Origin of the sequence: Rhodococcus wratislaviensis, from assembly GCF_041228765.1 — a bacterium.
Taxonomy (GTDB): domain Bacteria; phylum Actinomycetota; class Actinomycetes; order Mycobacteriales; family Mycobacteriaceae; genus Rhodococcus_F; species Rhodococcus_F wratislaviensis.
Window position 1 is genome coordinate 2659981 of record NZ_CP150488.1, and the last position, 23050, is coordinate 2683030.

Annotated in this window: 23 protein-coding genes and 2 riboswitches; of the genes, 14 read left to right on the top strand and 9 right to left on the bottom strand. The window is 68.4% G+C overall.

Features of this window, described 5'->3' with window-relative positions; genetic code table 11:
• The first annotated feature begins 37 nt into the window (after window positions 1–37).
• Window positions 38–2158 (top strand): phosphate acetyltransferase, encoded by a 2121-nt coding sequence (gene pta / locus WKC72_RS11965; RefSeq protein ID WP_370182711.1) that lies wholly within the window; start codon window positions 38–40, stop codon window positions 2156–2158.
• Window positions 2155–3348: an acetate kinase gene (locus tag WKC72_RS11970; RefSeq protein WP_370182713.1), complete on the top strand. Its 1194-nt coding sequence runs from the start codon at window positions 2155–2157 to the stop codon at window positions 3346–3348. Before pta ends, WKC72_RS11970 begins: the two co-directional genes overlap by 4 nt.
• 3 nt (window positions 3349–3351) lie before the next feature.
• On the opposite strand, the gene WKC72_RS11975 is transcribed toward WKC72_RS11970, so the two are convergent.
• From WKC72_RS11975 to WKC72_RS11985, 3 genes are read right to left on the bottom strand one after another with little or no spacing between them, the layout of a single operon-like run.
• Window positions 3352–5673, bottom strand: coding sequence for a tetratricopeptide repeat protein (locus tag WKC72_RS11975; RefSeq protein WP_370182715.1), 2322 nt, complete (start codon window positions 5671–5673; stop codon window positions 3352–3354).
• Window positions 5674–5681: 8 nt separating this feature from the next.
• On the bottom strand, window positions 5682–6662 hold the full coding sequence (locus WKC72_RS11980; RefSeq protein WP_370182717.1) for a glutamate ABC transporter substrate-binding protein: 981 nt from the start codon (window positions 6660–6662) through the stop codon (window positions 5682–5684).
• On the bottom strand, window positions 6659–8041 hold the full coding sequence (locus WKC72_RS11985) for a hypothetical protein (RefSeq protein WP_370182718.1): 1383 nt from the start codon (window positions 8039–8041) through the stop codon (window positions 6659–6661). The genes WKC72_RS11980 and WKC72_RS11985 overlap by 4 nt, the downstream gene beginning before the upstream one ends.
• A gap of 124 nt (window positions 8042–8165) precedes the next feature.
• Between WKC72_RS11985 and WKC72_RS11990 the strand changes: the two genes are divergently transcribed.
• Window positions 8166–8924 (top strand): NUDIX domain-containing protein, encoded by a 759-nt coding sequence (locus WKC72_RS11990; RefSeq protein WP_370182720.1) that lies wholly within the window; start codon window positions 8166–8168, stop codon window positions 8922–8924.
• Here WKC72_RS11990 and thiE read toward each other — a convergent pair whose 3' ends face one another.
• Window positions 8925–9623 carry a thiamine phosphate synthase gene (gene thiE / locus WKC72_RS11995; RefSeq protein WP_037240867.1) on the bottom strand — a complete coding sequence of 233 codons (699 nt, stop codon included), beginning with the start codon at window positions 9621–9623 and terminating at the stop codon, window positions 8925–8927.
• 24 nt (window positions 9624–9647) lie between these two features.
• A riboswitch (TPP riboswitch) is annotated at window positions 9648–9762 on the top strand.
• Between thiE and thiO the strand changes: the two genes are divergently transcribed.
• The 7 genes from thiO to WKC72_RS12030 all read left to right on the top strand — a co-directional run bounded on the left by thiO (window position 9759) and on the right by WKC72_RS12030 (window position 16169).
• A complete protein-coding gene (thiO, locus tag WKC72_RS12000) occupies window positions 9759–10826 on the top strand; it encodes a glycine oxidase ThiO (RefSeq protein ID WP_128641506.1) in 1068 nt (355 codons plus the stop codon). (Overlaps the previous riboswitch by 4 nt.)
• Window positions 10827–10828: 2 nt before the next feature.
• A complete protein-coding gene (gene thiS, locus WKC72_RS12005; protein WP_037240872.1) occupies window positions 10829–11053 on the top strand; it encodes a sulfur carrier protein ThiS in 225 nt (74 codons plus the stop codon).
• Complete coding sequence (locus WKC72_RS12010; RefSeq protein WP_128641507.1) at window positions 11046–11813, top strand: thiazole synthase; 768 nt, start codon at window positions 11046–11048, stop codon at window positions 11811–11813. Before thiS ends, WKC72_RS12010 begins: the two co-directional genes overlap by 8 nt.
• A 113-nt stretch (window positions 11814–11926) precedes the next feature.
• The gene (locus WKC72_RS12015) at window positions 11927–12868 is read left to right on the top strand and encodes an ABC transporter ATP-binding protein (RefSeq protein WP_011594987.1); all 942 of its coding nucleotides are present in this window, start codon (window positions 11927–11929) and stop codon (window positions 12866–12868) included.
• A complete protein-coding gene (locus tag WKC72_RS12020) occupies window positions 12868–13662 on the top strand; it encodes an ABC transporter permease (RefSeq protein ID WP_370182721.1) in 795 nt (264 codons plus the stop codon). Before WKC72_RS12015 ends, WKC72_RS12020 begins: the two co-directional genes overlap by 1 nt.
• Window positions 13663–13807: 145 nt before the next feature.
• Window positions 13808–15262: a M20/M25/M40 family metallo-hydrolase gene (locus WKC72_RS12025; protein WP_174233845.1), complete on the top strand. Its 1455-nt coding sequence runs from the start codon at window positions 13808–13810 to the stop codon at window positions 15260–15262.
• Between the two features lie 52 nt (window positions 15263–15314).
• A complete protein-coding gene (locus WKC72_RS12030) occupies window positions 15315–16169 on the top strand; it encodes an adenylate/guanylate cyclase domain-containing protein (protein WP_370182723.1) in 855 nt (284 codons plus the stop codon).
• 32 nt (window positions 16170–16201) lie between these two features.
• On the opposite strand, the gene thiD is transcribed toward WKC72_RS12030, so the two are convergent.
• Together thiD and thiC are read right to left on the bottom strand one after the other, a co-directional pair.
• A complete protein-coding gene (gene thiD, locus WKC72_RS12035; protein WP_268789670.1) occupies window positions 16202–17047 on the bottom strand; it encodes a bifunctional hydroxymethylpyrimidine kinase/phosphomethylpyrimidine kinase in 846 nt (281 codons plus the stop codon).
• Window positions 17048–17057: 10 nt separating this feature from the next.
• Entirely contained in the window at window positions 17058–18704 is a 1647-nt protein-coding gene (thiC, locus tag WKC72_RS12040) for a phosphomethylpyrimidine synthase ThiC (RefSeq protein WP_370182725.1), read from the bottom strand.
• Window positions 18697–18804, bottom strand: a riboswitch (TPP riboswitch). It overlaps the preceding gene by 8 nt.
• Before the next feature lie 133 nt (window positions 18805–18937).
• Between thiC and WKC72_RS12045 the strand changes: the two genes are divergently transcribed.
• The 4 genes from WKC72_RS12045 to WKC72_RS12060 all read left to right on the top strand — a co-directional run bounded on the left by WKC72_RS12045 (window position 18938) and on the right by WKC72_RS12060 (window position 20558).
• Complete coding sequence (locus WKC72_RS12045) at window positions 18938–19324, top strand: GNAT family N-acetyltransferase (protein ID WP_037240670.1); 387 nt, start codon at window positions 18938–18940, stop codon at window positions 19322–19324.
• A gap of 101 nt (window positions 19325–19425) precedes the next feature.
• Window positions 19426–19788 carry a GNAT family N-acetyltransferase gene (locus WKC72_RS12050; RefSeq protein ID WP_112300979.1) on the top strand — a complete coding sequence of 121 codons (363 nt, stop codon included), beginning with the start codon at window positions 19426–19428 and terminating at the stop codon, window positions 19786–19788.
• A gap of 93 nt (window positions 19789–19881) precedes the next feature.
• Complete coding sequence (locus WKC72_RS12055) at window positions 19882–20187, top strand: hypothetical protein (RefSeq protein ID WP_370182727.1); 306 nt, start codon at window positions 19882–19884, stop codon at window positions 20185–20187.
• The gene (locus WKC72_RS12060) at window positions 20148–20558 is read left to right on the top strand and encodes a hypothetical protein (protein ID WP_370182729.1); all 411 of its coding nucleotides are present in this window, start codon (window positions 20148–20150) and stop codon (window positions 20556–20558) included. Before WKC72_RS12055 ends, WKC72_RS12060 begins: the two co-directional genes overlap by 40 nt.
• On the opposite strand, the gene WKC72_RS12065 is transcribed toward WKC72_RS12060, so the two are convergent.
• The 3 genes from WKC72_RS12065 to WKC72_RS12075 are packed head-to-tail and all read right to left on the bottom strand — an operon-like array spanning window position 20525 to window position 22908.
• A complete protein-coding gene (locus WKC72_RS12065) occupies window positions 20525–21328 on the bottom strand; it encodes an exodeoxyribonuclease III (RefSeq protein ID WP_112300906.1) in 804 nt (267 codons plus the stop codon). The two genes, WKC72_RS12060 and WKC72_RS12065, sit on opposite strands and share 34 nt — an antisense overlap.
• Before the next feature lie 34 nt (window positions 21329–21362).
• Window positions 21363–22328, bottom strand: a complete 966-nt coding sequence (locus WKC72_RS12070) for an N-acetyltransferase (protein ID WP_268789674.1) — start codon at window positions 22326–22328, stop codon at window positions 21363–21365.
• Window positions 22318–22908, bottom strand: coding sequence for a peptide deformylase (locus tag WKC72_RS12075; RefSeq protein ID WP_112300904.1), 591 nt, complete (start codon window positions 22906–22908; stop codon window positions 22318–22320). The genes WKC72_RS12070 and WKC72_RS12075 overlap by 11 nt, the downstream gene beginning before the upstream one ends.
• Window positions 22909–23050: the final 142 nt, after the last annotated feature.

Sequence of the window (23050 nt, forward strand, 5' to 3'; positions counted from 1 at the left end):
CGGTGTCAATCGGCGAGCGGCGGTGGCCGGATACGCTATGGCAATGGCTGCGCCAGCGACACCCTCACCCGTGAATCCGCCCGCCCGTCCCCAGCCGTCGAGCGTCTACATCGCCTCACCGGAGGGCGACACCGGCAAGTCCACCATCGCGCTGGGTGTCCTGCAGATGCTGTGTGCGTCGGCGGCGAGGGTGGGCGTCTTCCGTCCGATTGCCCGATCGACGCAGGAAACCGACTACATCCTCGAGTTGCTCCTCGAACACACGACGGCCGACGTCGGCTACGAGGAGTCCCTCGGGGTCACGTACGAGCAGGTCCACGCCGATCCCGACGGGGCGCTCAGCGAGATCGTTTCCCGGTATCACCAGGTGGCGGCGCAGTGCGACGCCGTCGTCGTGATCGGCAGCGACTACACCGACGTGGCGAGCCCGAGCGAACTCGGCTACAACGCGAGGATCGCGGCCAACCTGGGCGCACCGGTGCTGCTCGCCGTGAAGGGAGCCCGGCGCACCCCCGAGGAGGTCGCGCAACTCGCCCATCTCGCGATCGGTGAACTAACTTCTCACCACGCCCATCCGCTCGCCGTGGTCGCGAATCGCTGTGACCCGGATCAGCTCGATGCGGTCACCGCCGCGTTGGCGTCGACCGGTGTGCCCGCGTGGAGTCTGCCCGAGATCCCGCTGCTGGTCGCACCGACCATGGCCGAACTTCTCGAGTCGATCGACGGCAGCCTGTTCAGTGGCGATCCTGAGCTTCTCCACCGCGAGGCGCTGCGGGTGATGGTGGGCGGAATGACGGCAGAGCACATTCTCGAACGGCTGACGGAGGGCACGGTGGTGATCGCCCCGGCCGACCGTTCCGACGTGCTGCTGGCGATGGTGAACGCGCATGAGGCCGAGGGATTCCCATCACTGGCGGGGATCGTCATGAACGGTGGGCTGATGCCGCACCCGGCGATCGCGAAGCTGATGGCCGGCCTGAAGCCGCGGTTGCCGATCCTCACCACCGAACTGGGCACGTTCGACACGGCCAGCGCAGCAGCGCAGACCCGTGGCCGGGTGGCGGTAGGTTCGCAGCGCAAGATCGACACCGCCCTGAGCGTCATGGAACTGCGGGTGGACGCACCCACGCTGCTGGAGCGGTTGAAGCTGCCGATCCCTTCGGTGGTGACTCCGCAGATGTTCGAATACCAGCTGATCGACCGCGCCCGCCGCGACCGCAAGCACATCGTGTTGCCGGAGGGCGACGACGACCGCATCCTCCGCGCGGCGGGGAGACTGTTGCAACGACAGGTGGCGGCGCTGACCATTCTCGGCGACGAGGTGCTGGTGCGGCGCCGCGCGGCGGAACTCGGCGTCGACCTCGGAGACGCGCAGGTGCTGGACCCCCGGACGTCCGACCACGCCGGTCCGTTCGCCGAGGAGTACGCGCGGCTCCGCGCCCACAAGGGCATGACCGTGGAGCGGGCCCGCGAGGTGATGGCCGACATCTCGTACTTCGGAACCATGATGGTGCACTTGGGAATCGCGGACGGCATGGTCTCCGGTGCCGCGCACACCACGGCGCACACCATCCGGCCGTCGTTCGAGATCATCAAGACGCAACCGGGGGTGTCCACGGTGTCGAGCGTGTTCCTGATGTGCCTGTCCGATCGGGTGCTCGCGTACGGGGACTGTGCGGTGGTGCCCGACCCCACGGCCGAACAGCTGGCCGACATTGCGATCTCCTCGGCGCAGACGGCGTCCCAGTTCGGCATCGATCCGCGCATCGCGATGCTGTCGTACTCGACTGGTGACTCCGGCAGCGGTGCGGACGTCGACAAGGTGCGCTCTGGGACGAAACTTGTTCGCGAGCGTCGCCCGGACCTGTTGGTGGAGGGCCCCATTCAGTACGACGCTGCCATCGAGCAGAGCGTGGCCGACAAGAAGATGCCCGATTCGGAAGTGGCCGGTAAGGCGACGGTCTTCATCTTCCCCGACCTCAACACCGGGAACAACACGTACAAGGCGGTGCAGCGCAGCGCCGGTGCGATCGCCGTCGGTCCGGTGTTGCAGGGCCTCAACAAGCCCGTCAACGACCTGTCACGAGGGGCGCTGGTCGAGGACATCGTGAACACCGTGGCCATCACCGCGATCCAGGCGCAGGGAGCAGAGCAGTGACCGAGGGGTCCGTACTGGTAGTCAATTCCGGTTCGTCGTCGATCAAGTTCCAGCTGATCCACCCGGACACCGGTAAGTCCTCCGCGTCCGGTCTCATCGAGAGGATCGGGGAACCCGAGGGGCGCATCGTCTATCACCACCGCACCGGATTGGCGGAGCGCCACGTGCACATCGCCGACCACCGGGCCGGGCTGAAGATGGTGTCGGACATCGTCGCCGAGGTGGGCCGACCGCTGAGGGAGGCGGGGATCGTCGCGGTCGGTCATCGCATCGTCCACGGCGGCGACGTGTTCTTCGAACCCACGATCATCGACGACGCGGTGGTGCAGTCCATCTCGGACCTTTCGGCCCTTGCGCCGCTGCACAATCCGGCGAACGTGATCGGGATCGAGGTGGCGCGGGAGGAACTGCCGGACATCCTGCACGTCGCAGTGTTCGACACCGCGTTCTTCCACACCCTGCCCGCGGAGGCGTCGACGTATGCGATCGACCGGCAGGTCGCGAGGGAGCACTCCATCCGGCGGTACGGCTTCCACGGCACGTCGCACCAGTACGTGTCGGCGCAGGCGGCCGACTTCCTCGGCAGGGACCTGTCCGAGCTGAACCAGATCGTGCTGCATCTGGGGAACGGTGCCTCGGCGTCCGCGATCCGCGGGGGACTGGCCGTAGACACGAGCATGGGGCTGACCCCGCTCGAGGGTCTTGTCATGGGCACGCGGTCCGGGGACGTCGATCCCGGTGTCATCCTGCACCTGCACCGCAGCGGGATGGGTGTCGATCAGATCGACGACCTCCTGAACCGGCACTCCGGACTCAAGGGCCTGTCGGGTGTCAACGACTTCCGGGCGCTCCTGACGCTCGTCGGCGAGGGTGACGAGGCCGCGGCGTTGGCGTACGACGTGTACGTGCACCGACTCCGCAAGTACATCGGCGCCTACCTGGTGGAACTGGGCGGCGTCGACGTCATCACGTTCACCGGGGGAGTCGGCGAGAACAATGTCGACGTCCGCCGCGACAGCCTGGCCGGGCTGGGGCGCCTCGGCATCGTCGTCGACGACGACCGCAACGGCGCGGATTCCCGGGACGCACGCCGTATCTCGGCGGACGACTCCGACGTGCAGGTGCTGGTCGTGCCCACCAACGAGGAGTTCGCGATCGCCCGTGCGGCGGCGGACCTGATCGGGGCCTGAGCGTTACAGCAGGCTCTTGGGCCGGATGGCGTTGGCGAGATCCACCAGCGTGTACCGGTGAGTGCGCTCGGGGGCGTTGCGGGCCAGGGCCCGCAGGCCGGCCTCGGCGCCCTTGCGGAGGCCCCGTTCGGTGAACGGCACACCGAGGATCTGCTCGAGTTCCGTCGCCGACGTGTGACCGGCACGCATCCAGTCCAGTGCGGTGCCCAGTACGAGCGTACGCATCTGCAGTGCCCGGCTCTCCTCGGGTGCGAGCGCGGCGACGCGGAGTGCAGCCTCCCGGAGGGCTGCTTCGTCGATCCCCTCGATCGGTTTGCAGGACAACAGCATCAGCACACTCGTCATCCGGGCCATGGTGAAGTGCCGGGACGTCGCGGGAACCTGGTCGAGGGCGGCGATGGCACCGGGCAGGTCGCCGCGTTCGGTGAGTTGCCGCGCCAGCCCGAATGCCGCACTCACCATGCTGTGGTCGGTCCGCCACACCGTTCGGTAGTACTTCTCGGCGAACGCCCGCCACTGGTGGGGATCGGAACTTTCCCAGTGCTGCAGAATCAGTTCGGCGGTGGCGGCGAGCGCAAGCTTGGGAGCCGTCTCCCCGGGCATCGCCTTCAGCACGGATTCGAAGCGGGAGAACGCCGTCTCGTACTCGCCGTCGATGAGCGTCGCGAGTCCGGCGTACCAGTCGACGCGCCAGTTCCCGCCCATGTCTCCCTCCACGTCGCGGAGGAGTCCGGTGGCGGTGGCGGCGTCACCGAGATCGAGGTGCGCCTTGATCTCGGCGAGTGTGAGTTCCCGGGAGAACGACACGTCGAGGTCGCCGACGACCCGTTCGATACCGTTCTCGCGCGCGTGCCGAATGGAATCCAGTGTCTGCTGCGGTTCGCTGTGCACCGCGGCGGCCAGGAGCGGGGCGTTGGGATCGGTCGGGTCGATCAGGGGCACCGCCAACGCCTGCGCCACGGACTGCGGATCGAGGTTCTCGTCCCGGTCGACGCCGTCGACGTACACATCGGTCTGCTCGACGGCCTCATCCGTGCCGAACGTCGTTCTCTGCTTGCTGAACACGGTCGACAGTCCGGGATGCTCCTCGCCGGTCTGCTGCGCCAGCACCTCCCGCAGTACCGCCGTGAGCTGACCCGCCATCTCCTCGGCCGACGCGAAACGCCTGCTCGGATCGGGGTCGGTGGCGCGCAACAGGAGTCGGTGGAAGAACTCGTATTCCGCGAGGAGCGGCGCCTGCTCGGGGGACGGGATCCCGTCGAGGTACCGCCCCTTGTCGGACGGCATGTCGAGCGTCAGGACGGCGAGTGTGCGCCCCACCGTGTAGATGTCGGACGCCACGGTCGGGCCGGTCTTGACGATCTCCGGCGCCTGAAACCCGGGCGTGCCGTACAGGTAGCCGTAGTCCTCGATGCCGGCGACGGCCCCGAGGTCGATCAATTTGAGGGCGTCCTCGGTGACCATCACGTTGTCGGGTTTGAGGTCGTTGTACACCAGGCCGGTGGAGTGCAGATACGCCAGTGCGGGAAGGATTTCGAGCACGTAGGCGATGGCCTGCTCGACCGGCATGCGCTCGGGCTTCGCGTGCGTCGACAGGACGTCCCGCAGCGAGTGACCGCCCACGTACTCCATGACGATGTAGCCCATCGGGGTCCCGTCCGACCGGGGATGCTCCACGAAGTTGAAGATCTTGACGATGCTCGGGTGGGCCACCTCGGCGAGGAACTGGCGTTCGGCGACCGCCACGGCCTGAGCCTCGGCGTCGCCGAAGTGCAACAGACCCTTGAGGACCACCCACCGGTCGCTGACATTGCGATCGATGGCCAGATAGATCCAGCCGAGGCCGCCGTGCGCGATGCAGCCCTGCACCTCGTACTGGCCGCCGATCAGCTCGTTCGGGCCGAGCAGCGGCCGGAAGTCGTAGGTGGCTCCGCACTTGGGGCACAGACCGAATTCGGAGCCCTCGGAGGTGGCGCTGGTGCGGCCCACCGGCTTGTTACATTTCCAGCAGAAGCGCTTGCTCTCGGGGACTTTCGGGTCGGTCATCACGGCGGACGCCGGGTCGAGTGTCTTCACGACGGGAACCTCGACGAGACCGCCGCCGAGACGCAGGCGCTGCCCGGACCGGGTGCGCGGTGAGCGCGTCGAGCGGCCGGTGCCGGACGCGCCGGACGGCCGGGACGTCGGCGCCGCCTGGGTGGCCGGACCCTCGTCCGGTTCTTCCCGAACCGCGGCCTGCGTAGCGTCCGCTTCCGGCTCCCGTACGGCGGCCTGGGTGGCGATGTCCGGGTCGGTGGACTCGGGATTCTTCGGATGGTGCGGCATGCGTCCCCTCAGTCCTGGTACACGGCGGACGGCGGGGCGGGGGACGGCCCCAGCATCGACAGCCACTGGTCGTACATCCTGGTCCAGGTACCGTCACGGCGGATGCGTTCGAGCGTGCCGTTGACGAACCGCACCAGGTCCTCGTTCGACTTGGTGATGCCGACGCCGTACGGCTCGGCGCCCATGCTGTCTCCGACGATCTCGAGATACGGGTCCTGGGACGCCAGACCGGCGAGGATCGTGTCGTCGGTGCTCACCGCATCGACCTGCCGCTGTTGCAGGACCACCAGGCAATCCGACCACATGGGGACCGTCAGGATGTCCGCGGTGGGCGCCACCTGCTGCAACCGTGTCAGCGACGTGGTGCCGCGGACGACGCAGACCCGCTTCCCGTCCAGGTCGGCGGCGCTGCGGATCGGGGAGCCCTTCACGACGAGAACCCGTTGCTGCGCCTCGAAGTATTCGGAGGAGAACGCCACCCGTTCCTTTCGGTCGCAGGTGATGGTCATCGTCTTGGCCACGATGTCGACCATCGATTCCTGAAGTGCCTTCTCACGATTCGCCGACGTGAGGATGCGGTACTCGAGTCGGTTCGGGTCGCCGAACAGGTCCCGCGCGATCTCCCGGGCGATGTCGACGTCGAAGCCCTGGACGGTACCGGTGGCCGGGTCGCGGAAACTCATCAGATTGCTGCCCGTGTCGAGGCCGACGACGAGACGGCCCCGTGCGCGGATGGCGTCGACGGTCGGCATCGGCGGCGCGGCGTCGGTGTCGGGGAACGGGCGAAGGCTCGCGGTGGGATCGCCGCAGTCCTTCTCGGGAGTCGGGGGCGCAGCGCTGGTTTCGGGCGCCGGCATCGCGGCCGCGGGAAGCGGGGGCTCGGTGTACGACACGCTCGGCGATCCGACGTGCTCCGGACTCGACTCGGCGCACCCGCCGATCAGCAACGTGGCCGCCACCAGCACCAGCGCGATCCGGCGCCGCCTCACTGGTACTCCCGCAATCGAGGCCACAACCCGATGATAATTCCGCCGAACGCGATCAGCGTCAGGACGAGGGCACCGGAACCGAGCGCGGTCAGCACCCGGGCCGCGGATTCGACATTCGACCGCAGCCGGTCGCGTGCGGTGCCGATTCCGTCGGTGAGCGCGTCGTCGACGGCGGTGAACTGAGCCGCGGAATCCGACGGTCCCGGTCCGATGGCGACCATTGCCGCCGAGACGAAGTCGCCCTTGGCGAGGATCTCGTTCATGCGGTCGTGTGCCGAGGACCAGCGCGTCCACGCCTCCTGCGCCCGTGCCACCTCGTCGTGGCCGACGGCGCGGTCGCCGTCGTGGGGGTAGCTCGACAGCAGTGTGTCGAGCTGACCGGACTTGTCTTCGAAGACGGCGTCGTAGTCACCGTTCGAGTCACGGCGGACCAGTTTGAGGGTCTCCTCGGTGCGCGCCTGCTGGGCCAGGATGCGGGCGGCGGTCAACTCGTGCATCGGGCGGGCGCCCTCGGTCAGTGCCCGCTTGGTGTCGAGGGAGGAGACCAACCCGGCGACCAGCATCCACACCAGGAGGATCGCCGTGCACGACGACGCCACGATCAACCCGAGGTTGAACGTGCGCCGACTGAGCCTCGCGATGACGATCTGGGCGACGAGCAGCGCGACGAGGGCCACGAGGATCAGGATCAGCGCCAGCCAGGGCGGACGGGAGTAGTCCCGTTGGGTGTCCGCGACGTCGGCTTCCTGCTGGGCGTGCAACTGCTGCGCCATCGGCAGCATGCTCGTCTGCATCAGCGTGGACGCCTCGCTGAGGTAGGCCGCGCCGACGGGATGACCGGTGCGGTTGTTGGCGCGCGCGGTCTCGACGAGACCGGAGTAGACGCTGAGGTCGGTGGACATGGAGGCGAGCAGGCGCCGGCTGTCCACGTCGCTCGCCGCGAGCCCGCCGGACGCGTACACGAGGTCGCCGGAGGCCGTGCCGATCGCCTGCGTGTACGTGTCCCGGAGTTCGGGAGGTTCGAGACCGCCGGAGATGAACGCCGTCGTGGCCGCGGCATCCGCCACCGACAGGGCGCTGTACAGGTTCTGCGCCGAGAACGACAGCGGTTCCGTCTCGGCGAGGACAGTGTCGAGGGTGGCCTCCCTGCTGTTCACCGTCGAGGCGGCCAGGAGGCCGGCGGTCAGGGTGAGCAGGACCAGGAGGGCGCCGAGGGCGGTGAGCTTGGCGGGAGTCGACACCAGGAACGCGCGCAGTTCCTTGCGGCGTGCCACCGCGGGGTCGACGTCGTCGTCCGCGGCGGCGGACAATGCGCGGCTGCCCCGGGGTTCGATCGACGGTGCCTCCCGCAGAACCACCTCGCACCCCTCCTGTGTCATGGCCGCACTTTGTGGGGAGCATATAAGCAGCGGTCGGTTCACGACTGCCGACGGGCAGTTCCGGAAGAAACCGTTAGTGTGAGGGAACTGCAGGGAGACCCATCAGGTCGGACAGGGGTAGTCGATGCGTGGTGACGGTGACGGCTGGGCAACCGGGCCGGACGGCAGTCGTCATTGGGGCAAGCACGGTGCGGCCGGGTTGTTGCTGCGTGCGCCGCTCCCGGACGAGACGCCGGCCGTGCTTCTGCAGCACCGTGCGGCCTGGAGTCACCAGGGCGGCACCTGGGCGTTGCCCGGCGGTGCCCGGGACAGCCACGAGACCACCACCCACGCCGCGGTACGCGAGGCGCACGAGGAAGCCGGCATCGAGAGTGCAGCGATCCGTGTCCGCACCGAGGTCGTCACGATGAAGGCCGCGAGCGGCTGGAGTTACACCACCGTGATCGCCGACGCCGAACGCCCGCTACCCACCGTCGCGAACGGCGAGAGCACCGAACTGCGGTGGGTGCGGGAAACCGACGTCGCCGGGCTCCCGCTGCACCCGGGATTCGAAGCGGGGTGGCCGCAACTGCGCACCACCGAGGTGCGATTGCTGCTCGACCGGCACGACGTGCTGGGCGAACGCGGCGCGCTGGCGCAGTTGTCGAAGGCTCTGCCCCGCACGGTGCACCTGCCGGACGGCACGTACGGGTGGCTGCCGCGCGTCGAGGTGCTCGAGGCCCCGGACGCAGTCGGTCGCCTCGCCGAACCGGCCGGCCACGGCACCACGCTGGGAACGATGACGGCGGTCGTCACCACCGACCCCGACCTGATCGAACAGTTGCCGACCACCGTCGTGGTCCTGCCGCCCGCCACGGTGCTGAACTGGCTGGATCAGCCGTAACTACGCGTTCTGCTGCAACAGGGCGGACAGCGAGCGCGCGGCGGCCTGCGGGTCGCGGGCCTCGGTGATGGCCCGCACGACGACGATGCGGGAGGCTCCCGCGGCGAGGATCTCCGGAACCCGGGCCTCGTCGATGCCCCCGATCGCGAACCACGGGCGGTTCGGCTCGGAGTCGGCGGTCGATCGCACCAGATCGATGCCCGACGCGGTCCGCCCGGGCTTGGTGGGGGTGGCCCACACCGGTCCGGTGCAGAAGTAGTCGACGCCGTCCTCGATCGCCGCGAGGCTGGCCTGCGCGCGGCTGTGGGTGGAGCGGCCGATCAGGACGTCGGAACCCACTACAGTCCGTGCGTACGGGACGGGCAGGTCGCCCTGGCCGAGGTGCAGCACGTCGGCCCCGGCCGCCAGCGCCATGTCGGCGCGGTCGTTGACCGCGAGCAGCGCTCCGTGACGCCTGGCCGCGGCCGCGAGCACCGACAGCGCCGCGAGTTCGTCCCGGGCGTCCATCGTGCCGAACTTCTTCTCTCCGGCCGAGCCCTTGTCGCGGAGCTGGATGATGTCGACGCCGCCGGACAGCGCGGCCTCGGCGAACTGCGCCAGGTCGCCCTTCTCGCGCCGAGCATCGGTGCACAGATACAAACGTGCTGTTCCGAGGCGGCGCCGACGGTCCGTGAGGTTGCTGTGATGCGAGGTGGTCACGGCATGACGGTAGCCTCTACGGTGAAAGTGCAACACGGGAGTCCCGGGGAACGTGGGGCTGAGAGGGGCTCACGCCGAGCCCGACCGTCATACCTGACCCGGATCATGCCGGCGCAGGAAGTGAGGTGGAGTTCAATGGCGAGATCGGTATCCGTCGTCGGAGGCGGAGTGATCGGCCTGTCCATTGCGTGGCGAGCAGCCCGCAACGGCTGGTCGGTGAAGCTGTACGACCCGTCGATCGGTTCGGGGGCGTCCTGGGTGGCGGGCGGCATGCTCGCCCCGTTGTCCGAGGGCTGGCCCGGCGAGGAGAGCGTCCTCGAACTGGGGAGCGCGTCGCTCGACCGGTGGCCCGAATTCGGGAAGGAACTCGAGGCCGGAGCCGGCGTCGAGCTGTTCACGTCGGAGAGTTCGCTCACCGTCGCGCTGGACGGCGCCGACGCGGAGGACCTGCGGACCATCGCCGAATGGGTGGGTGCCCAGGGGCGGGAACTGCAGATCCTGAACCGTGCCGAAGTGCGCGCCCTCGAGCCGATGCTGGGGCGTGGAGTCCGATTGGGACTCTTGGCCGTCGAAGAACTGGCCGTGGACAACAGGCTGCTGTTGCAGGCGTTGCAGCGGTGCGCCGTCGACGCCGGAGTGGAGCTGATCGGGGAGGCCGTGCACAGCCTCGACCGGCTCGACACGGACCAGATCGTCGTCACCGCGGGCATCGCGTCCCCGGCCCTGTGGCCCGGGCTTCCGGTGCGCCCGGTGAAGGGCGAGATTCTGCGGTTGCGCTCGCGTCCGGGGGTGACTCCCGCACCGGGCCGCACCATCCGCGGCAGTGTGCACGGCAGGCCCGCCTACCTGGTTCCGCGAGCCGACGGCATCGTCGTCGGTGCCACCCAGTACGAGTCGGGCAACGACACGCAGGTCACGGTGGCCGGTGTGCGGGACCTGATCGCGGACGCCGAGGCGCTGATGCCCGCCATCGGCGAGTACGAACTGCGGGAGACCTCGGCGGGTCTGCGTCCGATGACGCCGGACAACCTGCCGCTGATCGGCCGGGTGTCCGATCGGGTCGTGGTGGCGACGGGACACGGCCGTAACGGCATCCTGCTCACCCCGGTGACCGCCGACGCGACGGTGGCATTGTTGGAGGGCTCGGCACTGGTCGAGGCGAAAGCCGCCGACCCCGAACGTTTCGAGAAAGTAGCGAGGTAGAGATGAGTGAGCAGCAAGTAGTGGTGCCGATCGGCATCAGCGTCAACGGTGAGGACCACGAGTTCACGGAACCGTTGACCGTCGCCGGGCTGCTGGAGGTGCTGAACCTGCCCACCAAGGGCATCGCGGTGGCCGTGAACGGCGCCGTGTTCCCGCGCGCCCGGTGGGACGAGCTCGTGGTCCGGGGCTGGGAGATCGAGATCCTCACGGCGGTGCAGGGTGGCTGACGCGACGCCCGGCGTGCAGAAGGGCCTCACGATCGCGGGCCGCACGTTCGGTTCACGGTTGATCATGGGCACCGGCGGCGCAGCCAACCTCACGGTGCTCGAAGAGGCGCTCGTCGCGTCCGGCACCGAGCTGACCACGGTCGCGATGCGCCGCGTCGACGCCGTCGGCGGCACCGGTGTGCTGGACCTGCTGCGCCGGCTCGACATCGCGCCGCTGCCCAACACCGCCGGGTGTCGCGGTGCTGCCGAGGCGGTGCTGACGGCGCAACTCGCCCGCGAGGCGCTCGAGACCGACTGGGTGAAGCTCGAGGTCATCGCCGACGAACGCACCCTGATGCCCGACGCCATCGAGTTGGTCAGCGCTGCAGAGCAACTGGTCGACGATGGTTTCATCGTCCTGCCGTACACCACCGACGACCCGGTTCTGGCCCGCAGGCTCGAGGACGTAGGCTGCGTGGCCGTGATGCCGCTGGGTTCGCCGATCGGCACCGGGCTCGGTATCGCGAACCCGCACAACATCGAGATGATCGTGGACGGTGCGGGGGTACCCGTCATCCTCGACGCCGGCATCGGGACGGCCAGCGACGCGACCCTCGCGATGGAACTCGGCTGCGATGCCGTGCTGCTGGCCACGGCTGTGACCAGGGCGAAGGACCCGGCACTCATGGCGTCGGCGATGCGCGGGGCCGTGGTGGCGGGCTACGAGGCGCGTCACGCGGGCCGCATTCCCAAGCGGTTCTGGGCGCAGGCGTCGTCGTAGTTCTCGGGGTCGCGTCGGGGTCCCGCTCAGGGTCCGACCGGTACCAGGGGACGAGTCGGGAGTAGACCTGCGGCCGATGCGCGCCGGCCGCAGGTTCCGGCATCCTTCTCACCATGATTGAAGTGAGGGGACTTTCAAAGACCTTCGGTGCGACGAAGGCGGTGGACAACCTGACGTTCAACGTGAAGCCGGGTATGGTCACCGGCTTCCTCGGCCCGAACGGTGCAGGCAAATCGACGACGATGCGCATGATCCTCGGGCTGGACCGCCCCACGGCGGGCAGCGCGTTGATCGACGGCAAACCGTACAGCGACCTGGTGCAGCCGCTGCGGACGGTGGGGGCTCTGCTCGACGCGAAATGGGTGCACCCCAACCGCTCGGCCCGCGCCCATCTGCAGTGGATGGCGGCGTCCAACTCGCTGCCGAAGAGCCGGGTCGACGAGGTGCTGCACCTCGTCGGGCTCACCGAGGTGGCCGGGAAGAAGGCAGGCGGGTTCTCGCTGGGCATGTCCCAGCGACTGGGCCTGGCCGCCACGCTCCTCGGCGACCCGAAGGTGCTGCTGTTCGACGAGCCGGTGAACGGGCTCGACCCGGAGGGCATCGTCTGGATCCGGAAGTTCATGCAGCGCCTCGCCGCGGAGGGGCGCACGGTGCTGGTGTCGAGCCACCTGCTGTCCGAGATGGCGCTCACCGCCGAACATCTGGTGGTCATCGGCCGGGGGCGTCTGATCGCCGACACCACCGTGTCCGAGTTCGTCAGCAAGTCCTCGGAATCGACGGTGCGCGTGCGGAGCCCACAGCTGGACGCGCTGCGGAGCGCGCTGACGTCCAACGGGCTCACCGTGCGCGAGGACGGATCCGACGGGCAGCAGGCGCTCGTCGTGGTGGATTCGTCGACGGACGTCGTCGGCGGGATCGCCGGTTCGCAGGGCATCGTCCTGCACGAGTTGGCATCTCAGCGCGGATCGCTGGAGGACGCCTTTATGAAGTTGACCGGAGACGACGTGCAGTACCACGCAGAGGGCGTCGAAGATGTGATGAGGGGTGCACTGTAATGGCTGTTCTCAATGCCGAACGGATCAAGATCACGTCGACGAGGTCGCCGTTGTGGTGCACGGTCATCATCATCGTGCTGGGTCTCGGTCTCGCCGCGGTCATCGGGCTGAGCGCGAAGGCCAGCATCAACTCCTTCAACAACCAGATCGCCGACGGTAAGCAACCGGATTTCGATCCGTTCCTGCCGCAGATGTCGGACGCGGTCGGCGGTGTCTCCGGATTCGGCGTGCTGGTCCTGATGATCCTCGCGGCGCTCGCCGTGACCAGCGAATACCGGTTCGGCGTCATCCGCACCACGTTCCAGGCCATCCCGAACCGCGCGTCCGTCCTTGTCGCGAAGGCCGGCCTGATCGGCGCGTTCGGCGCCGTGCTGACGTTCGTACTCACCTTCGGCGCGTACGCCATCGCCAAGGCGACCGCGGGTGACGAGGCCGGAGCGGCGCTCACCTTGTCGGGTGACGACGCGTGGCGGTCGATCTACGGCGTCCCGATCTACGCGTTCCTGTGCGTGGTTCTCGCCGTGGGTGTCGGCACCCTGCTGCGCCAGTCGGCGGGCGCGATCGCCCTGCTGCTGCTGTGGCCGCTGCTGATCGAGAGCCTGTTCAACCTGTTCGGCTCGTTCGGCTCGAAGATCATGCCCTTCCTGCCGTTCCTCAACGCCAACAACTTCCTGGGGGCGCCGCAGGGGGTCGAATTCCACTGGGGCCCGTGGGGCAGCCTCGTGTACTTCGCGGTGTTCGTCTTCGTGATCTTCGGGGCCGGCCTGGTGGTCGTCAACAAGCGCGACGCCTGACACCCGATACAGTACTTTCGCCTCGCTCCTCCGCCAGGTGATCGTCGGGAGACCTGGCTGAGGGTGACAGCGGGGCGGGAGCCTGTGGGCCGGTGCGAAATCCATTCGCGCCGGCCCACAGGTGCTTCTGCGTTAGGCTCCCGACATGCGACTACGGGGAGCATTCACAGTCGGAGTGGCCGGTGCGATGATCTTGGCCGGGTGCTCGTCGACGAGCGAACCCGATTCGCCGCCGGTCGACGCGAGCGCTCTCGCCGCCTCGGTCACCGAGGGCGGCGTGGTGGGGCACCTGGAGCAACTGCAGACGATCGCCGAGAACAACAACGGTAACCGCGCGGCCGGAACCTCCGGCTACGACGCCAGTGTCGACTACGTCGCACAGGTGCTGGAAGACAAGGGCTTCGACGTCCAGACCCCGGAATTCGAGTTCCACAAGTTCGACGTCCGGACTGAGGCCCTCAGGTCCGGCGACCGTGACTTCGAGGTGCGTGCACTGTCGTACTCACCGTCCACCGGTCCGGAGGGGATCACCGCCCGCCTGGTGCCCGCACCCAAGGACGAGAGTCCGGGATGCGAGGTCACCGATTACGACGGCCTCGACGTGACCGGGGCGATCGTCCTCGTGAACCGCGGGGTGTGCCCGTTCGCGGCCAAGCAACAGTTGGCCTCCGAGCGCGGCGCGGCAGGCGTGATCGTCGTCAACAACGAGGACGGACCGATGAGCGGCGGAACCCTCGGCGACCCGGACGTGGGCAAGGTGCCCACCGGCGGGGTGAGCAAGGCGGACGGGGCCGCACTCGAGCAGGCCGGGGGTGACGTCACCCTCACACTCGACACCACCACCGAGTCGAGCACCGCTCGCAACGTCATCGCCCAGACGAAGACCGGCTCGGCCGAGGACGTCGTGATGGTCGGCGCCCACCTGGACAGCGTCCCGGACGGTCCCGGCATCAACGACAACGGCACCGGCGTCGCCGCGACCCTCGAAACGGCCGTACAACTCGGCGGTTCCCCCGACGTCGACAACGCGGTGCGCTTCGCGTTCTGGGGCGCCGAGGAACTGGGTCTGCTCGGCTCGGAGGCCTACGTGAACAGCCTCAGCGAGGACCAGCGGAACGACATCGCGCTGTACCTCAACTTCGACATGCTCGGTTCCGTGAACGCCGGCTACCTGGCGTACGACGGCGACAACTCCGACAACGTCGGCGAGGGGCCCGGACCCGAAGGCTCCGCGGGCATCGAACGCACGTTCACCGAGTTCCTGCAGAGCAAGGGCGTCGCCGCGGACGGCACGGACTTCGACGGCCGATCCGACTACGGTCCGTTCATCGAGCACGGCATCCCGTCGGGCGGCGTGTTCAGCGGCGCCGACGAAACGAAGACGCCGGAGCAGGCGCAGAAGTGGGGCGGCACCCCGGGTGTGGTGTACGACGAGAACTACCACAGTGCGACCGACACCCTCGAGAACGTGAACCGGGCTGCGCTCGCCGAGAATGCCGCCGCGGTCGCATACGCCGTCGGGGTGTACGCGGAGTCCCTCGCCGGACCGAACGGCGTCCCCACCGGGGCGGACCGGGAGAAGGCGCGGGCGGCGGAGTGATGTCCGATTCGTCACGGGTTTGTGCATGTGACGCTGGGTTACCCTTACTCTCGTGAGCGACGACCCGGCCGAAGAGAACAGTGCCGAACTCGACGCTGCGCAGACACCGAGACGAGGCGACAAGGTTCTGGGCTGGGTGGGATCGGTGAACCGTCAGCCGCAGCTGATCGAGGGGCTGCGGAGGGTCCGTCGCGCCCTGCCTGGGGATCCCGCGTTCGGCGACCCACTGTCGACGGCGGGACCCGGAAGCGCACGGGCCATCGCCCGCGTCGCGGATCGCTTCCTCGACCACCAGCCGGGTGCGTCCCGGGAGATGAGCCTCGGCGCGCTGCAGGTTTGGCAGGCACTGCTCGAGCGCACCGGACGCGGTCGGGGAACGCAGGAGGTGACCATCGTCTTCACCGACCTGGTCGCGTTCTCCAGCTGGTCGCTGCCCGCCGGCGACAGCGCCACCCTCGCCCTGCTGCGCGACGTCGCCCGTGCTGTCGAGACCCCCATCGTCGACCGGGGCGGACATGTGGTGAAACGCCTGGGGGACGGTGTGATGGCCGTCTTCCCCAGCCCGGACCGCGCGATCGACGCCGTCTTCGCCGCACAGGAAGCGCTCGCGGACGTGGAGGTGGACGGCTACCGCCCCCGCATGCGCGTCGGCATCCACACCGGTGTTCCCCGGCAGATCGGCAGCGACTGGCTCGGCGTGGACGTGACGATCGCGGCACGCATGATGGAACTGGGCGGCGACGGCAACGTGATGGCGTCGTCCGCCACGCTGGAGAGTTTGCAGCCGGGCACCCTCGACGAACTGGGTGTCGGCGTCAAACCGTGGCGACGCGCCTTCTTCGCCCCCGCGCCCAACGGCGTGCCCTCCGACCTCGGTATCTGGCGGTTGCGGCTCCGCCGCCCGTGAGTACTTCTCAACCGCCGGACGTTAAGAAGTACTCACGAGTGACGGAGCCGCCACAGGGGGGAGACGGGGCCGTGACCGGCGCCCAGGTCGTACGACGCCTCCAGGCACTTGGTGACCCATTCCTTGCCGAACGCCACCGCATCGGGCACGGACCACCCGTGGGCGAGAGCGCTCGCGATGGCGGCCGCGAGGGTGTCGCCGCCGCCGTGGTCGTTGCCGGTGTCGATGCGGGGACTGCTGAACTCGCGGAACGTGTCGCCGTCGAACAGCAGATCGGTGCTCGACGCCGACGTCCGGAGATGCCCGCCCTTCACGATCGACCACTGGGCCCCGAGCGCGTGCAGCGCCTCGGCGGCCCGGCGCGCGGTCGCGTCGTCCACCACCTCGATGCCGGTGATCAATCGGATCTCGTCGAGGTTCGGGGTGACCACCGTGGCGATCGGGATCAGCGTGTTCCGCACGGCGTCCAGCGCCTCGGCGTGCAGGAGCGGATCTCCGTGCATCGACGCGCACACCGGGTCGACGACCAGCGGGACCGGTTGGTCGCGGCCGATCCCGACCTCGGTGCACACGGCGGCGACGGCCTCGATGATGGCCGTCGACGCCAGCATGCCCGTCTTCGCTGCCCCGACCCCGATGTCGTCGACGACGCACCGCACCTGCGCGGCCACCGTCTCCGGCGGAATCTCGTGGAAACCGCTGACGCCCACCGAGTTCTGCACCGTCACCGCGGCGACCGCGACGCATGCGTGGACGCCGCACAGCGCCATCGTCCGCGAGTCGGCCTGGATCCCGGCGCCGCCGCCGGAATCGGTGCCGGCGATGGTGAGGACTCGGACGGGGGTCTGGCCGTCGGGGGTCAGGGGCAGCAGCTTCACGAAGGGGACCTTACCGATTCTCTGAGGTGACGGATTCGACGGGCAGATACACGCGACCACCTGCGTCGACGAACTCGCTCGACTTCTCGGCCATTCCCGCCTCGATGGCTTCGACCGAATCGAGTCCGTGTTGCTGCGCGTACTCACGCACGTCGGCGGAGATCCGCATCGAACAGAACTTCGGGCCGCACATCGAGCAGAAGTGGGCCGTCTTCGCCGGTTCGGCCGGCAGCGTCTCGTCGTGGAACTCCCGCGCGGTATCCGGGTCGAGGGACAGCGCGAACTGGTCGTGCCAGCGGAATTCGAACCGGGCCTTCGACAGCGCGTCGTCGCGCTCCTGCGCCCGAGGATGCTGCTTCGCGAGGTCCGCGGCGTGCGCCGCGATCTTGTACGTGATGACCCCGGTCTTGACGTCGTCCCGATTCGGCAGTCCGAGGTGTTCCTTGGGGGTCACGTAGCAGAGCATCGCGGTGCCCGCCTGCGCGATCATCGCCGCGCCGATCGCGGACGTGATGTGGTCGTACGCCGGCGCGATGTCGGTGGCGAGCGGCCCGAGGGTGTAGAACGGCGCCTCCTCGCACAACTCCTCCTCGAGGCGCACGTTCTCGACGATCTTGTGCATCGGCACGTGCCCAGGGCCTTCGATCATCACCTGCACCCCATGCGATTTCGCGATCCCCGTGAGCTCGCCGAGGGTGCGCAATTCCGCGAACTGGGCCTCGTCGTTGGCGTCCGCGATGGAGCCGGGGCGCAGACCGTCACCGAGCGAGAACGTGACGTCGTAGCGGTGGAGGATCTCGCACAGCTCGTCGAAGTGGGTGTACAGGAACGACTCCCGGTGGTGGGCCAGGCACCAGGCCGCCATGATCGACCCACCACGGGAGACGATGCCGGTGACGCGGCGCGCGGTCAGTGGAATGTAGCGGAGCAGCACACCGGCGTGGACCGTCATGTAGTCGACGCCCTGCTCGCACTGTTCGATCACGGTGTCGCGGTAGATCTCCCACGTGAGCGCGGTCGGGTCGCCGCCGACCTTCTCGAGCGCCTGATAGATCGGCACCGTTCCCACGGGCACAGGCGAATTACGCAGAATCCATTCCCGTGTCTCGTGGATGTTCTTGCCGGTGGACAGGTCCATGATGGTGTCCGCGCCCCACCGCGTCGCCCACACCATCTTCTCGACCTCTTCCGCGATCGACGACGTGACCGCGCTGTTGCCGATGTTCGCGTTGATCTTCACCCCGAAAGCCTTGCCGATGATCATCGGCTCGAGTTCGGGATGGCAGCGGTTGGCGGGGATCACGGCGCGTCCCGCCGCGACCTCGGTGCGCACGGTTTCGGATGAAACGCCCTCGCGTGCAGCGCAATACTGCATCTCGGGGGTGACGGCGCCGGCGCGGGCGGCGTCGAGTTGGGTGCCTTCGCGGTCGGCGATCCACGGCGCGCGCAGATGCGGCAGTCCCGCTTCCAGGTCGATGGTGGCGTCCGCATCGGTGTACGGACCCGACGTGTCGTACACGTCGAGGTGCTCACCGTTGGTGAGGTGGACGCGCCGGACCGGCACCCGGACGTCGTCGCCCGACAGCAGGTACTGCTTGGTGCTGCCCTCGATCGGTCCCGTGGTGACGGACGTGGCTGTAGATACGTTTGTGCTCATCGATGATGCTCCCTACGCCGGCATTACCCGGACAGGTTCGACGGTCGACGGCCCTAGCCGTCCTCTCAGCCCGCTGGTGCGAGCCCCCGTGGATGTGTAGTTGTCCCGCAAACTGTAACCGAGATCTCTCTGAGTAAACATTCGGGTGAAACTTGGACAGCGGTTCCCGGCATCGGTATAAAGGGTGATGAACATCACATTTCGATTACGACACATACCCCCAGGAGATAGCCATGCTGACGGACGCCCAGGTTGTGGACGTGATCGACAACGCCGATCAGAACCGATTCGAGCTACGACTGAGTGGTGACCTGGTCGGCATCCTCGGGTATTTCGACCTCGCGGACACGCCGCCCGGCGCCGGTGCCGGCGTGGGAGTGGTGGCCGCCCGGCCGCCGGGCCCGAAGAGCCGGGGGCGGCAGGCACCCGTGGTCTCGTTCATGCACACGGTGATCGTGGAGGACTTCGGTCACCGCGGACTCGCCGCCCTCATGGTGGGTCGCTCCCTCGACCTCGCCCGCGGGTACGGCTGGAAGGTGCGGCCCGTGTGCACGTACGTGCAGCGCTTCGTCTCGGCGCACCCCGAGTACCGCGACCTCGTCGTCCCGGTGGAGGGCTGACGGCGGTCGGGGCACGAATCGAGCACTCGTCGGCAACGAAACGGTTGCGGGGGCGGCGATTCCGCTCGCGAGGATGCCGCCTTACTGATTCCATGAGTGGCATGGATCACATTTCGAACAGTTCCGAGTCGCCGGGGAACATCGCGGCCGCTGATGCTCGCGTGCTCGACAACCCTGCCCACGAACGATTCGATCTGTGGCTGGGGGACGAGTTGGTCGGCATCCTCGGCTATCGGGACGAGGACGACATCCCCGGATTCACCGCCAAGCCCGGCGAGGTGGTCGCATTCATGCACACGGTCGTCAAGGAAGAGTTCGGTGGGCGCGGACTGGCCGCGTTCCTCGTGGGCGAGGCGTTGGACTCGGCACGTCGGCGAGGATGGAAGGTCCGTCCCATCTGCACGTATGTCCAGCGTTACCTGGCGCTGAATCCGCAGCATCTCGACGTGCTGATTGCCGGGTAGCCCCGCTTTCGAGAGCACTGCTCTTGCCATCTGCGGCTCCGCTGTGAATACTGCTCTGTATAGAGAGCAGTGCTCACGCTCGAAGGAGTCGTCATGACCGTGTCGGATCGGATCGAGAGTCGTACCGGGGTCGCAGGGACCTGCGCCGCAGTGCTGTTCGCCGTGGCCGGCGCCTTGTTCGTCGTCTACCCCGTGGTGCGTCCCTACGCGGCGGGCGGGGCCCCCGACGGACGGGCCGAGTTCGCCTCACCGTGGTGGCTCGTCGCCCACCTCGCCGCCGTCGGTGGATTCATCGCGTTCGGTCTTGCGCTCGTCGCGCTCAGCGGCCTGCTGAAGGGACGGGTGGCGAACGAGCGGCGGTGGTCTCCTTGGCGGCGTCGTGGATCGGGATCGGGCTGACGCTGCCCTACTACGGTGCCGAAACGTTCGCGCTGTACGCCCTGGGCGGCAGCAGCCTGGACGAGGGGGCCGTCACGACCCTCGCCGAGAGCGTGCGGATGGGCGCGGCCCAGGCGACGCTGTTCGCCGCAGGACTGTTACTCGTCGCGGTCGGCGCTGGCGCGGCCGCCGTCGCGATCGCCCGATCCCGACTGCTCGCCGGGTGGGCGGGGATCCCGATGGCAGTGGGGTTCGCGCTGTTCATCCCGCAGTTCTACGTCGACGCCCCACTGCGCATCGGGCACGGAGTGCTCATCGGGTTCGGGTGCGCGGTCGTGGCGCTCGGTGTGCTGCGTTCTCAGTCGCCGAGGTCGACGATGACCGGTGCATGATCGCTGGCGCCCTTGCCCTTGCGTTCGTTGCGGTCGATCTCGGCCTTGTCGACGCGGCCGGCGAGGGCAGGCGATCCCAGGACGAAGTCGATGCGCATTCCCTGCTTCTTCGGGAACCGCAACTGGGTGTAATCCCAGTAGGTGTAGACACCCGGCCCCGGGGTGTGCGGCCGGACGACGTCGGCGAACCCCGATTCGACGAAGGCCTGGAAGGCCTCACGCTCGGGGGCGGACGTGTGGGTCTTGCCCTCGAACAGCGCCGGATCCCAGACGTCCTCGTCGGTGGGGGCCACGTTCCAATCGCCGACCAGCGCGATCTGCGCGTCCGGGTTCTGCTCCAGCCACCCGACCGCGTCGGTGTGCAACTTCGCCAGCCAGTCGAGCTTGTACGTGTAGTGCGGATCGGTCAGCTCACGGCCGTTGGGGACGTACAGGCTCCAGATGCGGACGCCGTTGCACGTGGCGCCGATGGCGCGGGCTTCCTGCGCGGGCGCGACCTCCGGGTCCTTGTGGAAACCGGGCTGATCCTCGAACCCGATCTGTACGTCGTCGAGACCGACGCGGGACGCGATCGCGACCCCGTTCCACTGGCTGAGGCCCACGTGCGCGATCTCGTAGCCCAGTTCGCGGAAACGCTCGTACGGGAACTGCTCGTCCTTGCACTTGGTTTCCTGCATCGCCAGCACGTCGACGTCGGACCGCTGGAGCCAGTCCAGGATCCGGTCGGTACGGGCACGAACAGAGTTCACGTTCCAGGTTGCGATGCGCACGGCAGCCACCCTAGCGGCCGTCGCCGACAGGTTGTCAGCCGACAGGTTCGGTGGCGTAGCGGTACCGGTGGTGCGCCACGAAGCCGAGGTTGCGGTACATCGCCTGCGCACCCTCGTTCTCGACGGCGACCTGCAGGCACGCGTGGGTCGCGCCCTGTTCGCGTCCCCAGTTGATCATGTCGCCGCAGATGAGGCTGCCGATCCCGTGGCGGCGGTGAGCCTCCGCGACCTCGACCGCGGTGAGCCCGACCCACCGGCGGTCGTCGGGGGCGGACGTGACGGATCCGCGGGCGACGGCGAGGAGCGTCGAGTCGGCGGCGCCGATCCGGCCGAACCCGAGGGTGCCGCCGCGGACCGAGTCCAGCACGTCGACCGCGAAGTCGGGGAGCGCGGACCCGCGGTAGCGGTAGAGGGCGAGCCAGTCCGGGTCGGGGTGATCGGTGACGGTGGTGGTTCGTGGGCCCTCGGGCAGGGCCAGGTTGTCGATGTCGGCCGCCATCACGACCACTTCGTCGCTGACGTTCCAGCCGAGCGGTACCTCGCCCAGCCGGTCGGGGATCAGCAACCGCAGCGGGCGGTCGCGCTCGGCGTACCACTCGCGCAGGCGATCGAGCGTGCCGCCGGGGGAGAGATCGTCCAGACTGCCGACCGACCCACGGTCGCCGAGCGGGGCCGCCGAGTTGGCGCGTCCGGTGAAGCCGTGACCGTAGCGGGCGAGCCACCCGTCGATCCACGTGTGCTCGACACCCGGCCAGCCGTCGGCCGAGGCCAGTTCGAGGGATCGGATCTCGCTTGCGCGCACCGGCCGTGCGGGGACGGCCTTCAGCGCGATCACCCGCTCCGGATCCACCTCGACGACGGAGCCGTCCGCGGCGCGGACGACCACCACCGGTTCGACGCTCTCCAGCACCCCGATGACATCGGTCATCGGATGGCTGTGACCGGGTGGCAGCTGATATCGCAGCACCACCCGGCTTCCCAGCGGAATGTCAGTCGTCATGCCCGAACGGGTCTTCGACCGTTCCCGGCACCCAGCTGAGACCGGGAACTCCCCAGCCGGCGCGCTTGATGGTCTTCTTGGCGGCGCGCGCGTTGCGGCCGACCAGCATGTCGACGTAGAGGAAGCCGTCGAGGTGACCGACCTCGTGCTGCAGCATGCGGGCGAAGAAGCCGCGTCCCTCGATCTCGACGGCGTTGCCGTCGGCATCGGTGCCGGTGACCTTCGCCCATTCGGCCCGTCCGGTGGGGAACTGCTCGCCCGGAACCGACAGGCAACCCTCGACGTCGTCGTCCGGGTCCGGCATGGTCTCGGGTCGTTCCGATGTTTCGAGGACCGGGTTGACGACGCAACCCCGGCGGCGGAGCGCCGTGCCGTCTCCGTCGATGTCGGGGCAGTCGTAGACGAACAACCGCAGCGGCAGGCCGACCTGGTTGGCGGCGAGCCCGACGCCGTTGGCGGCGTCCATCGTGTCGTACATGTCGGCGATGATCTCAGCGAGTTCCGCAGGTGACTGGGACACTGCCTCGGTCGGTTCGTGCAATACCGGGTCGCCCACGATCCGGATGGGGAGGATGGCCATGGTCGTCAAGGATAGTGCGGCGCGCCCGAGCCGTTCGCACTGCCCGCGGCGTTCGTCATGGTTGAATAGTCGCTGAAGAACAGCGGTGTAATTCGTTGCTCGGTCGGCCACGCGATCGAGGAGCCGGGGGAACGTGGTTTCG